Here is a 14,025-nt window from a genome sequence, read left to right as displayed (position 1 = left end):
AAAATGAAGACTATTAAAATATACTTGGTACTATTATTAATTTCTATTTCTTCATGGGGTCAGGAGTCCGATCTTTCAATTTTTGAATCGCTTACTGGTAAAGTCTGGAAAGCCGAGGGCTCTTGGGGAGATGGCAGTGCATTTAAACAAGAAATCGTTTTCTCATTTGATTTGAATAATACTATTGTCATTACAAAATCTAAAGGATTTACCAATAAAGAACAAACCCAATACGGAGCGAGAAATCACGGTATTCGAAAATTTGATACAAATACTAAAACTATCAAATTCTGGGAGTTTGATGTGTTTGGAGGATTAACCAAAGGTGAAGTAAAGGTTGTTGGTAAAAATATTTTATATCAATATCAATATGGAGAAACGATAGTAACTGATATGTGGGAGTATGTTGATGAAAATACTTATAATTTTAAAGTTGGAAACTACGAGAATGATACATGGAAACAACTTTATTTAGAAACTCAATTTAAAGCAAAGAAGATGAGTAATTAATATGGACTGAAAGTTTCTTCATTATGTTTACGACTAAAAACACTTAAAAAGACCATCATGCAAATCGTAAAACCCGATTTTAGTCGTTTCGAATCTATTAAAGATTTTCAATACAAAGAAAATTTTATTGATTTTGAAAACCTTCAAATGCATTATATTGATGAAGGTGAAGGAGAAACTATTTTGGCTCTGCATGGTGAGCCTACCTGGTCCTATCTATATAGAAAATTTATTCCTGTTTTAAAAAACTACCGATTTATCGCTCCAGATTTTATAGGTTTTGGTAAATCCGACAAAATAGTAGGTAGAAAAAACTATTCTTTTGATTTACATTTTAGGTCTTTAGAAAATCTAATTCAAAAATTAGATCTTAACGATATTACCCTAATCGTTCAAGATTGGGGAGGAATATTGGGATTATCTTTATTAGGCAAATATCCAGATAAAATCAAAAGAGTGGTGATCTTAAATACATTTTTACCCGTTGGTAAAAAAATGTCTCTTCCGTTTAAAATATGGCGAATGTTTGCCAAATACCACCCTTCTTTACCCATTGCAGGTATTGTGCAAAGAGGATCCTATCAAAAACTACCACAAGAGGTTATGAATGCTTATAACGCACCGTTTCCTAATAAAAAACATAAAGGAGGGGCTATCGCGTTTCCGCTGTTAGTTCCTGCAAATCCTAATGATCCAGCAGTAAAACCAATTCAAAATGCCAGAGATGTGCTTTCAAAATGGAACAAACCTGCTTTGGTCTTATTTTCTGACAAGGATAAGATTTTAGGAGGGCTTGAAAAATTCTTTTATCGACTTATCCCTTCTACTCAGGAGCAGCAAAAAATCATCATTAAAAACGCGGGGCACTTTTTACAAGAAGAAAAAGGTGCAGAAATTGCAAAATATGTCGATAAATTTATGAAGGATGAATTAAAGGTCATCAAATAAAAATTATCGTGCATTATAAAACAAATAAAACCCTCAAAAATTGACATTTTTGAGGGTTTTTATAATAAATAATTTTGGTCTTACTAGATAGATGCCAAAGTGGTTTCCATAGATCGATCAACTTTTTTAACCAAACCAGATAATACTTTTCCTGGTCCAACCTCTGTAAATGAAGTTGCTCCATCTTTAATCATATTTTGTATACTCTGCGTCCATTTTACTGGTGCTGTTAATTGAGAAATCAAATTCTTTTTAATTTCTTCGGCATCCGTAACCGCAGTTGTTGTTACGTTTTGATATATAGGACAATTAGGGGTATTAAAATTAGTAGCTTCTATAGCCGCAGCCAATTCTTCTCGTGCAGGTTCCATCAATGGAGAATGAAAAGCTCCTCCAACGGGTAACACCAATGCTCTACGAGCACCTTTTTCTTTCAATATTTCGCACGCTTGTTCTATAGCTGCTACATCACCCGAAATCACTAATTGTCCCGGACAATTATAGTTTGCAGCCACTACTACTCCATCTATTTCTTTACACACATTTTCAACCACCTCATCTTCTAATCCCAAAACAGCAGCCATCGTCGAAGGTTGCAATTCACAAGCCTTTTGCATAGCTAATGCTCTTTTAGAAACGAGTCTTAAAGCATCCTCAAAATCAAGGGCTCCATTAGCTACGAGTGCAGAAAACTCTCCTAACGAATGACCTGCAACCATATCAGGCTTAAAACTATCTCCTAAAACTTTACTTAGAATCACCGAGTGCAAAAAGATAGCTGGTTGTGTTACTTTGGTTTGTTTGAGTTCATCTACAGTTCCCTCAAACATAATTTTTGTGATCTCAAAACCTAAAATATCATTCGCCTTATGAAAAAGTTCTTTGGCTAATTCTGAGTTTTCGTATAGATCTAGACCCATTCCCGAAAACTGAGCTCCTTGACCAGGAAAGACATATGCTTTCATATAATAGTATGTGTTTAAAATTTTGACAAAAGTAAGGATTAAAAGTTACAAAGTCTTAAAGTTTCTACCCCTATACATATCGATCAACAACGTCCTTTACCCTTGAATAATATGAACTCCCAAATAAATTAAGATGAACTAACAAATAGTACAATTGCCATAAAGGCAACCGATCTCTCCAATTATTAACCAATGGGTAAGTTTCATTATACGTTTCAAACAGTATAGGATCAAATCCACCAAAAAGATGCATCATAGCAATATCCATCTCTCTAGAAGCATATGACACGGCCGGATCAATCAAAGCTGGCATCCCGTTTTTATCTATCATAAAATTACCATTCCATAAATCACCATGAATTAAACTTGAAGACTCTTCGGGGATTTCGTCATAAATATTTTTATATAACCGTTTTATATTAGAGAAAGAAAAACCTTTTTGTAAAGCCAACCCAAATTGAGGCTCTATGCGTTGTGTAATATAAAATTCTGAAGCCTGGCTTTTTTTGTATTATATTGTTTTAAGCTACCTATATAATTATCTTCTTCAAAACCAAAATAAGGTTGAGTGGTTTGGTGAAGACTTGCTAAATGCTCTCCAAAGACTTCCCAAAAATCATTAGATTGCGTATTAGAATCAATATATTCTAGTATTAAAAAAGCAGTTTTATTTATCTCTCCGTACCCCATACTACTTGGAATACTGAACGTATTTGAACGACTTAAATGCTTAAGCCCTTTGGATTCTGCTTCAAACATATTAGGAAATGTAGAAGCGCTATTTATCTTAACAACAAACTTTTTCCGCTCTGTGTGTAATAGATAAACCTGATTAATATCGCCACCTGATAGTGGAATAATTTCGTTGATTTTTTCCGAAAGTAATTGTTCGCAATGAGTTTTTAATTCGGGCGAGAGCATTACTTCTTTTTATAGGTCAAATAGGTAAAAGAATATTTATGTTTTTCATCTACATCATGAAACTCTTCTTTTTCGAGCTTCCAAGTCTCTTCATCAATTGCTGGAAAAAAAGCATCAGCTTCAAAATCTCCATGAACCCTAGTTAACTCTATTGCATCTGCATATGCTAACCCTATTTTATAAATTTCTCCTCCTCCTATTATAAAAGGTTGAACATCATTCTTTGCAATATCTAAAGCATCTTTCATCGAATGTACTACAATGGCACCTTCTGCCTGATACGATTCATTACGTGAAATAACAATATGGATTCTATTGGGAAGTAATTTAGGAAATGTTTCAAAAGTTTTACGTCCCATAATAATATGGTGTCCCGTTGTGAGGTCTTTAAATCGCTTAAAATCATCTGGTAAGTGCCATACTAAATCATTATCTTTTCCTAAAGCATCGTTTTCGCCTGCTGCGGCAATCATTGTAATCATATTCTTAGATTCTTTTTCTTTTAACTCTTCTACAATTTCAGATGTTTTACCCTTAATAAATCCTTCTTTCTTCTTCATAAGATCATCTTTGGGATACATTAAATCGACATCCTTTTGCATCAATGCAATTTCTTCTTTTTGCTTAGCAATTAATCTTTCCATCTGTTTATCAGACCACTCTCGCCCCATAAACGTTGTAAACAACCATACATTACAAAAGTGAACTATAAACAGAAATGCCCAACACAAAATTGCAACCACATACCAATTTACACCAAAAAAAGTAATGTCTTTTCCATAGTCAAACACTAGATTAAGTAATGCAAAAAATACAGCCCCCACTATAAAAATTACAAAATGCTGAAATAGTCTTTTTTTTTGAATAATTCTTTTTCTAGCATGTTCATATAATTCTCGCTGTTGCGGATCAATTTGTGGAGTTTCTTTCTTCTTTAAAAACATATTAATGCTAACTTAGTATCGGCAAGTAAAGATATAGTTTTTACCAAAAAGCCATGAAATTACTTATGAAGAATTTAAGAAACGAATTTCCTGTTTTAAGTCAAAATACATATTTAAATACTGCTTCATCTGGATTGCTCTATAATACACTTTTGGATTACAGACAAGAACATGATCTGGACTTTTTGATTGGAGGAAGTATATTCAGAGATTCTCAACAACAATTCTTAAGATCTGTTCGTAAAACTATCGCAAATTTTTTCGGAAACTCAAGCGAAAATACTATTCTAAGTCCTAATTTTTCAATTGGTTTTAACACTATATTAAATGGATTTTCAAAAGAACAAAAGGTATTGCTGCTTGAACAAGATTATCCTTCGATTAATTTTTCAGTAACCAGTAAAGGTTTTGATGTATGTTATGCGCAAGTAGATGGTTCTTTAGAACAGAATATTGAATATGTAGTACAACACCACAAACCCGACATATTTGCTTTTAGTATTATCCAATATATTAATGGTATTGCTATAGATCTTAATTTCATTAAACAGTTAAAAATCAATCACCCAAATATGCTTATCATAGCAGATGCAACACAATTTTGTGGTACGCAAGCTTTTGATTTTAAAACTTCGGGTATAGATATCTTGGGATGCAGTGGGTACAAATGGTTATTAGGAGGCTATGGTAATGGTTTTATGTTATTTAACGATCAAATTCTTGATCAAATAACCCCTTCACCTTATCATATCGAAACTAAAAACTCAAATTATGATCAGTCATACACCAGTTTACAATCACGATTTGAATGCGGGCATTTGGATATGTTCAATTTTGGTAGTTTACAACATTCTCTAAAATACTTATCCAAAATTGGTATTAGTACTGTCGAACACACCATTACCAATCTTGTGGATTACACCAAAGAAGAATTAACTAAACTTGATTTATTAGATCAAGATGTGCTACAACGCAAAAAACATAGTTCTATTTTTAATATAAAAGGAGATCAAAAATTGTTTAATCATTTAAAAGAAAATAATGTTATCACTTCTCTTCGTGGGAATGGTATAAGAATCAGTTTACATTTTTATAATACCGAAGAGGATATTAACAAACTACTTAAGCTACTACATCGTTATCGTTAACATTTAATTGTTAATTGTTGATTAAATTATTGGAAATCTGCTAGTTTACTCTTTTGTGTCTTGATGTTTTGTGGTAATTTCACTTAAATTTTATTAACCAAAAATTAATTATACACTAAAATTATGGCAATAACCAAACAATACTTAAAGACTAAACCTATTTGCAAAGTTACTTTTATTGTCCCTGCAAAAGATGCATCCTCGGTATGCGTTGCAGGAGAATTCAATAATTGGAATACCGAAGCAACAATGCTTAAAAAATTAAAAAACGGAACTTTTAAAGGTACCTTGGATCTTCCTAGAGATAATAAATTTGAGTTCAAGTATGTAGTAGATGGGGAATGGACTAATGAACAAGAAGCTGATGGTTATCAATGGAGTGACTTTGCTTCTGCAGATAATAGTTTACTTGTATTATAACAACACAAAAAAGGTGTTAAGGAATGTTCTACTGCTTTAACACCTTTTAAATACCTCTTCATGAAATATCAATAATATACAACGAAAACCATATTCTCTTTTTATTTTTCGTTATTAATCCTACATTTCATTTATAAAAATTACTGTGATTATTAAATTTTATTAATAATTTAAATTAATAATCTTAGTTTTAAGTCATGAATTTATTGGAGACAATTTTTCTGTTTTTCGCTTTTCAGGCTTTTGTTTTTGCTATCCTATTTTTTATGAAAAAGAAAGGTGATCGAGTAGCTAATGTACTTTTAGGCATTTACATCCTACTATTTAGCTACAATATCGTATACAATGTTTTGTACTGGTCCAATCTTTTAAATTCATATCAATTTATACATTTAAGTTTTACAAATAGGATACCCTGGGTTTTATATGGCCCTATATTGTACTTATACTTGAGAAGACTATTGTACAAAAATAAATTTAGAAGTATTGATTTTCTTCATTTTATACCGCTGGCATATGTTTTAATTAATTACTCTCCATTCTACTTTCTCTCTGCCCAGGAAAAAATAGAAGTTCTCATAAATGGGGAAATTCGATATTTTTCATATTTCTACACGCAGTATTTTATTCAAATTATAATTGCTTTAATGTTGTTTTACTGTAGTCAACTTTTTTTTTCATTTAGGTTTATCATCAAAAGTTTTAATAATTATAGATGGTTAAGTTGGTTAAGCTATTCTTTTTGCGGTTATGTACTTTCTTTTTCTTCATACTTCGTTTTAGTCTATTTTAATATATTAAAACAAGGGTCGGATTATTTTATTGGTTTTTCTATGATGTTCTTTACAGGATTACTTTCATATTTTGCTTTTTTACAACCTCAGGTTTTTGATGGATTATCGATGGATAAAATTATTCCGTTTAAAAAGTATCGCAAGACTGGACTTACTACAAAACATTCTACAGAATTAAAATCCCGATTATTGGATTTCATGAAACAGGAAAAACCACATCTAAATCATGATTTGAGACTTGATGATTTAGCCAAAGAATTAAATATTTCGAGACATCATATGTCTCAAGTAATTAATGAAAACTTAGATTCGAGTTTTTTTGATTTTATTAATCAATATAGAATCGAAGAAGCCAAAAAAATGCTATTAGAAGAAGATAATTTAAATATGACTGAAATTTTATATTCTAGTGGTTTTAGCAATAGAGTATCATTTTATAAAGCTTTCAAAAAATTCACTAAAACTACTCCTTCGGCATATAAACTTCAAAAAAATAACACAGGAACTACTCACTAAAAAAGATTCTTTATCTATCTCTTACATTGAATTTCAAATCAAAACTTATTATTATTCTTCAAGTCAAAAATCAAATTATGTAAATCTTTATCGGCAAGCAGTAAACGCTTGTAAAGGATAACTATTCTTCTTCAAAATACATATTCATTTGTCTATATCAACATAAATTTAAAAATAGACAAGATGAAAACATTTACTGCATTTTTATTGATTATTTCAATCTTATTTTGTTCGTGCAAATTTGACGATTTTATATCTGATGATGATGGCACACCTTATCCGTCTGATGAGTACACCCTATCCACCCTTGTGACGTTACCAATTGGTACCGGGGGACTAGACGTAGACACTTATGGTAATATTTATGCTGCAGATTTTGGAGTTGGTTTAGCCAATATTAATGGGTCGGACATTTTTAAAATTGACCCTGAAGATGGCACTTCCGAACTTTTTGCTAGTCTTGAGCCATCAGGACTTACTGGAAATCATTTTGATAGTATGGGGAATTTATATCAATCCAATTTTGGATCAAGTAAAGTGTTTAAAATTGATCCTGAAGGAAACAGTGAACTCTTCACACAGGAAGTACCTCTACCTACCGGAATCACTATCGATGACACTGGAATTATATATGTATTAAGTTGTGCTAATGGTACAATCACAAAACTTACTCAAAATGGAGAAGCCGAAGTATTTGCGTCAAGTTCCAATTTTGCATGTGCAAACGGAATAACTTGGGTAAAAGATACAGGTAGTCTCTATGTAGTAAACTTTAATGATGGTAATGTATTAGAAGTAGATACTACTGGCGAAGTCTCCATACTCACTACAATACCTACATCAACAGGCAATGCTCATATCACATCCTTTTACGGAGAATTATACCTTACAGCCGCCTCCTTAGGTCAAATTTTCAAAGTAAGCTTAGACGGAAGCTCTGTTGAGGTAATTGCTGGGGATGGCAGTTCCACAAATACTGACGGTGATGCCAACACTTCGGGATTACGAACTCCTAATGATTTGGCATTTAGCCCCGATGGAGAAAATATATATATTAATTGCGTTGCCAACTCCGGTAACAGTAATGAATTATCACCTACTGTTATAAGAGTTCTAGAAAGACATTAACATTTCAAACAAATACATAGTGTTGTTGGGGTTACTTTTTATTCTGTAACCTCAACACCTTTCCAAAATGCTACATATCCTTTAATCTGTTTTGCCAAGTCGCTGGTTTCAGGATAATACCATGCCGCATCTTGATTTTCTTTTCCATCTACCTCAATCGAGTAATATGATGCCACCCCTTTCCAAGGACAGTTACTATGCGTTGCGCTTGATTTAAAAAATTCTTTTTTTATAGCCTCTGGTGGAAAATAATGGTTATTCTCAATCACTTTGGTGTCATTACTTTCTGCTATAACTTGACCATTCCAAATTGCTTTCATTTTGTTTATAATTTAGAGTTATTACGTATTACATTAAGCTTTGGCAAGTAGATAGTTTTTATAGTCTTGATTAGCATCTGAAAATGCATTTATAATCTTCAAACCAGATTCTTTAGCTAACCATTTTACAATATCATCATCATATTTTTGAGAAATTTCGGTATGAATACTCTCCCATGCTTCAAAATGTACTTCTAATGATAACTGGTTAATATCTACAGTTTGTTTTTCTGTACTTACCAAATAGCTTTTAGCTGTGCCACTTTCGGGATCATATGTTTCCCAATGCATAAACTTATCGAGATTAAAATTTCCATCAAGTTCTTTGTTTATTCGCGTTAACACATTTTTATTAAAAGCTGCTGTCACTCCTGTTTTGTCGTTATAAGCATCTAAAACTTTCTGCGGATGTTTCTTTTGATCAAACCCCATAAAAATAAGATCATCTTGGTTCATTGCATTGCATAATTTTTTTAAAAACTGAATCGCTCTAGAGTGCAATAAATTACCAATATTAGATCCAAGAACCATAACCACTTTTTTACGAGTACTTAATTGTTTTAAACGATCTAGTACCTCAAAATATTCACCTACCTGCCCTTGCACGAACACATCGGGCATCTCATTTTGTAATGTATTTACAAGACCATCTACCGCATTTTGACTTATATCTATGGGCATATAGCCAAAATCGAGCCCTTGTTGCAGAAGATCTTTCAACAAAATTTTGGTTTTCTTACCATCTCCCGCACCCAACTCAATTAAATCAAAACCCTGCTTTTGCTTATCAAAACTTCGCACAATCTCTGTGCTATGAGTTGCGAATATCTCATACTCTGTTCGTGTAAGATAATATTCTGGCAAAGCCATTATTTGTTGAAAAAGCTTATCCCCCACTTCGTCATAAAAGTATTTTGACGATAAATATTTTGGGAACGCTGTTAATCCTTCATATACTTCCTTTTCGAAAGTAGAAACTAGTACTTTTTGATCTTTGGAGTTCATAAAAAGTTAAATTATTTTTGCTTCACTAGTCGGAAACCGGTGAATTGCCATCTTAAATGAGGGTGAAAAAAATTACGATATGTTGGTCTAGTATGTTCTTGAGATGTGGCAACAGAACCTCCTCGAAGTACTTTTTGATTGACCATAAATTTCCCATTATACTCTCCTAAGGCCCCAGGAGCCTTGCTATAATTAGGATAAGGCAAATAGGCACTTTCGGTCCACTCCCACCTAGATCCCCATTTAAATAGAGATTGAGCAGCTTCCCATTCGAATTCAGTAGGGAGCCGTTCTCCTTTCCATTGTGAGAAAGCAAATGCTTCATAATAGGATATATGTGTCACCGGAGCGCTAAGATTCAAATCTTTTAAGCCTTGTAAAGTGTATTGGTTATAAACACCATCTATTTTATGCCAGTATAAAGGGGCATGTATATTTTCATTTTGTATCCAATCCCAAGCTTCAGCATGCCAAAGCAAACTATCCTGATAACCTCCATCAATAATAAAATCAAGGTACTCTTTATTAGTCACCATTTTATTGCAGATAGCATATTCTTGTAACAACACCTTATGTCTTCCTAATTCATTATCGTAACAGAAACCATCCCCTTGATATCCAATATCATAAATCCCTTCGTCCATTACAATATACTCTAACCTCTCTTCTGAAACGATATTCTCTGTAAAGGTCTCATTATATTTAGGAAGTAATGGGTTATTGCCTAGTATGAATTTAATATCTGTGAGTAACAACTCCTGGTGCTGTTTTTCATGATGAATCCCAATTTCTATCAATTGAGTAATTGTATCATTGTCGTTTTCCTCAAGAAATGCCTGTACATGTGAGGTAACATAGTCTCTATATTCATAGACCTCACTTACAGTAGGCCTAGACAGATTACCTCGGTTAGTACGAACTACTCTTTTGCCAACACTTTCATAATAACTGTTAAACACAAAAGCATATTCTGGATGAAAACGCTTATAACCACTGACATATTTGGATAAAATAAATTCTTCAAAAAACCAAGTCGTATGCCCCAAATGCCATTTTGGAGGAGATACATCTACAATAGGCTGAATTACATAATCCTCTATTTGGAGAGGCGCACAAATTTCTTCTGTATTGGATCTGGTTTCTAAAAAAGAGGTAAGTATACTATTTATAATAATCATAAAAAAAAGTGCACTCGATTTACGAATACACTCAAATTTACTGATTTTTCTATTGTCTATACCCTTAACAAGGTTAATCCAATGTTAAAATATAAGAATTTACTGTGGTTTTCTAAATGTAATAGGTACCGTGTATGCTATGGCAATAGGCTTATCACCCCATCTCCCAGGTTCCATTTTAGGAATAGCTCTAATGATTCGTATAGCTTCTCTTTGTAGATATCTATGTGCTCCTGTAACCTCAAGCACTTCAACCTTACCTTTTTTATTGATTATAAACTCAACAGTAACCGTACCTGTTAATCCATCGTCTAATGCTATTTCGGGATATTCAAAATTCATAATAATATGATTCCTTAATTTCCCATCAAAACATTGTGTAGGCGTTTGTCTTGATCGATCACATTTTGGCCATATAGGAGTAATCCCTTTTTCATTTGCATTTTCTTGAGATAGAATTAATCCATCTTGAGAAAAACAAAATCCTGAAAATAAGATTGCAAATATTAGTAGTAGTTTTTTCATAAGTACATTGTTTTAAATTTAGGGCTAAACTGCTACCACTCCCTTAATATGAGGATGTGGATCATAGTCTATTAACTTGAAATCATCAAAAACGAAGCCAAAAATATCTTTCACCTCTGGATTGATGATCATTTTGGGTAATTTATGTGGTGTTCTAGATAGCTGAAGCTCTAATTGTTCCATATGATTATTGTATATATGAGCATCTCCAAATGTATGAATAAATTCACCAGCTTCATACCCACACACCTGAGCTATCATCATAGTAAAAAGTGCATAAGAAGCAATATTAAAAGGAACTCCTAAAAATATATCAGCACTTCGTTGATATAATTGACAGGACAATTTACCATCTGCTACATAAAATTGAAAAAAAGCATGGCATGGAGGCAGGGCAGCTTTTCCATTACCTACATTTTCAGAGAAGGATTTAGAAGTATCTGGCAAAACACTTGGGTTCCATGCAGAAACCAACATACGTCTACTATCAGGATTATTTTTAAGCGCTTCTATAACTTCCTTGATTTGATCAATTTCATCACCATTCCAGTTACGCCATTGATGACCATAAACGGGTCCTAAATCTCCGTTTTCATCAGCCCATTCGTTCCAAATACGAACTCCATTTTCCTGCAAATATTCTACATTAGTATCTCCTTTCAAAAACCATAATAGCTCATAAACTATTGATTTAAGATGTAGTTTTTTGGTAGTGACCATAGGAAATCCTTCGCTAAGATCAAAACGCATCTGATATCCAAAAACACTTTTTGTGCCTGTTCCAGTACGATCTTGTTTTATATTCCCATTTTCTTTTACATGACGAACAAGATCAAGATATTGTTTCATACTCTTGATTACAATTTACGTTAATCTATAATAAGTTATAGTGAATCCAAATATACAAAAAATAGGTATGGAGAAATATGATAACCAAAAGATTATAAAATAGTTATAAACCGCTTATTAAAATTATCAAATTACTAATAAAAAGTTAGCCTATTATCATTCCTGCTATAGTAGCAGAAAGCAGTGAAGCTACAGTACCCCCAAGAAGTGCTTTCATACCAAATTCCGACAAGGTTTTACGCTGGCCCGGAGCAAGAGATCCTATGCCTCCAATTTGAATCCCAATTGAAGCGAAATTCGCAAACCCACATAACATATACGTAGCCATAATAACGGATTTATTATAGGTTAAATGTGTTGCATTTGCTACATTTTTTAAATCTGCTAATTGTATATAGCCTACAAACTCACTAGCTGCCAGTTTTATCCCCAAGAGTTGCCCCATTAGAGCTATGTCTTCCTTGGCGACTCCTATCAACCACATTAATGGTGCAAAAAGATAGCCCAAAATAAGCTCAAGAGATAAGCTTGGATAAGCTGTATTTGATGCTATCCAGGTGTTTATAGAAGTGATATCTCCAACCCAACTTAATATACCATTCAGCATGGCAATAAAAGCCACAAACACTAATAACATTGCGCCAACATTGACCGCTAATTTTAAACCTTCAGTTGTTCCGTTTGCTATAGCATCTAAAATATTAGATCCTATTTTTTCTGAAGACACATATACATCTGTATTAATTTCTTCCGTTTGCGGAAACAGTATTTTAGAAATAACAATTGCTCCTGGAGCTGCCATTACTGATGCTGCCAATAGGTGTTTTGCAAATTGCAATCTCAAAACTGGGTCATCTCCTCCTAAAAACCCTATATAAGCTGCCAGTACAGCTCCTGCGACAGTTGCCATACCTCCTATCATAACCAATAGCATTTCAGATTTATTCATCTTTTCTAAATATGCCTTAATTAATAGAGGTGCTTCTGTTTGACCTAAAAAGATGTTACCTGCAACACTTAAGCTTTCTGCCCCAGATATCTTTAATGCTTTAGTTAACAACCAAGCCAAGCCTTTTACTACTTTTTGAATAATACCTAAATAAAACAATAAGGAGGTCAACGCCGAAAAGAATATAATAGTTGGTAATACTTGAAAAGCGAATATAAAACCAAAGGTGTCCATATCTACAACCAAACCTTCAAACAGAAATTTACTTCCTGCTCTAGTAAAATCTAAAACACTAACAAATAAACTTCCAACCCATTCAAAAATCGCTTGAACAAATGGCACTCTTAAAACTCCAATGGCAATTATTAACTGAAACCCAATACCTAATCCAACTGTTTTCCAATTAATAGCTTTTCTATTACTACTAAATAAAAATGCAATTGTAAGAAGTACTAGCATTCCTAAAACACCTCTCCATAAACTATTAAAAGAAAACCCTTGGCTAGGAATTAACTCTTCTGTTTCAGAAATTTGCGGTACAACTGCAATCTCTTTAGAAGGGGCAATGAACGAATATAAAATTCCTTTTTTGGATAACACCAAAGTAGAATCTGTTGCAGATGTTATTTTATACTTAATGATAGAATCCTCTGCAACCTCAGGAAACAGTAATACTATATTATTTTGTCGTAAATAATCTCCTTTCAGAGATTCTTTTGTGTCATTAAACGAATATGAAAATTCACCTTTTGCTAATTGAAAGTAATCTTCTTTCTTTATTGTAAGAACTTCTCCCGAAATATCTTTTATATTTTCTAAAACCCACTTTTCCTCGACAGATTGTGCAAATAATGAAGTAAAAACAAAAAGTGAAAATAGAAAAGTAAGCAGTGCTCTTTTCATAA

General features: G+C 32.8%; 14 protein-coding genes and 1 pseudogene. 6 read left to right on the top strand and 9 right to left on the bottom strand.

Features of this window, described 5'->3' with window-relative positions; translation table 11 throughout:
* Positions 1–3 precede the first annotated feature (3 nt).
* On the top strand, positions 4–510 hold the full coding sequence (locus DK508_RS05105; protein WP_109299670.1) for a hypothetical protein: 507 nt from the start codon (positions 4–6) through the stop codon (positions 508–510).
* Between the two features lie 57 nt (positions 511–567).
* Positions 568–1,458, top strand: coding sequence for a haloalkane dehalogenase (locus DK508_RS05100; protein WP_109299669.1), 891 nt, complete (start codon positions 568–570; stop codon positions 1,456–1,458).
* 83 nt (positions 1,459–1,541) lie between these two features.
* Here DK508_RS05100 and fabD read toward each other — a convergent pair whose 3' ends face one another.
* The 3 genes and pseudogenes from fabD to DK508_RS05085 all read right to left on the bottom strand — a co-directional run bounded on the left by fabD (position 1,542) and on the right by DK508_RS05085 (position 4,288).
* Positions 1,542–2,423, bottom strand: a complete 882-nt coding sequence (fabD, locus tag DK508_RS05095; protein WP_109299668.1) for an ACP S-malonyltransferase — start codon at positions 2,421–2,423, stop codon at positions 1,542–1,544.
* Between the two features lie 70 nt (positions 2,424–2,493).
* Positions 2,494–3,344: pseudogene (locus DK508_RS05090) on the bottom strand (fructosamine kinase family protein).
* Positions 3,344–4,288: a dihydrofolate reductase gene (locus DK508_RS05085; protein WP_109299667.1), complete on the bottom strand. Its 945-nt coding sequence runs from the start codon at positions 4,286–4,288 to the stop codon at positions 3,344–3,346. The pseudogene DK508_RS05090 and the gene DK508_RS05085 overlap by 1 nt, the downstream one beginning before the upstream one ends.
* A gap of 53 nt (positions 4,289–4,341) precedes the next feature.
* Between DK508_RS05085 and DK508_RS05080 the strand changes: the two genes are divergently transcribed.
* The 4 genes from DK508_RS05080 (at position 4,342) to DK508_RS05065 (ending at position 8,294) form a co-directional block, all read left to right on the top strand.
* The gene (locus DK508_RS05080; RefSeq protein ID WP_109299666.1) at positions 4,342–5,436 is read left to right on the top strand and encodes an aminotransferase class V-fold PLP-dependent enzyme; all 1,095 of its coding nucleotides are present in this window, start codon (positions 4,342–4,344) and stop codon (positions 5,434–5,436) included.
* Between the two features lie 123 nt (positions 5,437–5,559).
* A complete protein-coding gene (locus tag DK508_RS05075) occupies positions 5,560–5,856 on the top strand; it encodes an isoamylase early set domain-containing protein (RefSeq protein ID WP_109299665.1) in 297 nt (98 codons plus the stop codon).
* A 266-nt stretch (positions 5,857–6,122) separates the two neighbouring features.
* Complete coding sequence (locus tag DK508_RS05070) at positions 6,123–7,166, top strand: helix-turn-helix domain-containing protein (RefSeq protein ID WP_160114567.1); 1,044 nt, start codon at positions 6,123–6,125, stop codon at positions 7,164–7,166.
* A gap of 183 nt (positions 7,167–7,349) precedes the next feature.
* Positions 7,350–8,294, top strand: coding sequence for a hypothetical protein (locus DK508_RS05065; RefSeq protein ID WP_109299663.1), 945 nt, complete (start codon positions 7,350–7,352; stop codon positions 8,292–8,294).
* Positions 8,295–8,332: 38 nt separating this feature from the next.
* Here the strand turns inward: DK508_RS05065 and DK508_RS05060 are convergent, their stop codons facing one another.
* The 6 genes from DK508_RS05060 to DK508_RS05035 all read right to left on the bottom strand — a co-directional run bounded on the left by DK508_RS05060 (position 8,333) and on the right by DK508_RS05035 (position 14,023).
* On the bottom strand, positions 8,333–8,614 hold the full coding sequence (locus tag DK508_RS05060) for a DUF427 domain-containing protein (RefSeq protein WP_109299662.1): 282 nt from the start codon (positions 8,612–8,614) through the stop codon (positions 8,333–8,335).
* Positions 8,615–8,647: 33 nt separating this feature from the next.
* Positions 8,648–9,619, bottom strand: coding sequence for an L-histidine N(alpha)-methyltransferase (egtD, locus tag DK508_RS05055; RefSeq protein ID WP_109299661.1), 972 nt, complete (start codon positions 9,617–9,619; stop codon positions 8,648–8,650).
* Between the two features lie 11 nt (positions 9,620–9,630).
* Entirely contained in the window at positions 9,631–10,797 is a 1,167-nt protein-coding gene (gene egtB / locus DK508_RS05050; RefSeq protein WP_109299660.1) for an ergothioneine biosynthesis protein EgtB, read from the bottom strand.
* A 99-nt stretch (positions 10,798–10,896) separates the two neighbouring features.
* Positions 10,897–11,322: an energy transducer TonB gene (locus DK508_RS05045; protein ID WP_109299659.1), complete on the bottom strand. Its 426-nt coding sequence runs from the start codon at positions 11,320–11,322 to the stop codon at positions 10,897–10,899.
* A 24-nt stretch (positions 11,323–11,346) separates the two neighbouring features.
* A complete protein-coding gene (locus DK508_RS05040) occupies positions 11,347–12,171 on the bottom strand; it encodes a thymidylate synthase (RefSeq protein WP_109299658.1) in 825 nt (274 codons plus the stop codon).
* Positions 12,172–12,316: 145 nt separating this feature from the next.
* On the bottom strand, positions 12,317–14,023 hold the full coding sequence (locus DK508_RS05035) for a NupC/NupG family nucleoside CNT transporter (protein WP_109299657.1): 1,707 nt from the start codon (positions 14,021–14,023) through the stop codon (positions 12,317–12,319).
* Positions 14,024–14,025 lie beyond the last annotated feature (2 nt).

Source organism: Aquimarina sp. AU474, assembly GCF_900312815.1.
Classification (GTDB): domain Bacteria; phylum Bacteroidota; class Bacteroidia; order Flavobacteriales; family Flavobacteriaceae; genus Aquimarina.
The sequence above is the reverse complement of the archived record's forward strand: the minus strand, read 5'-3'. Positions and strand labels throughout refer to the sequence as shown.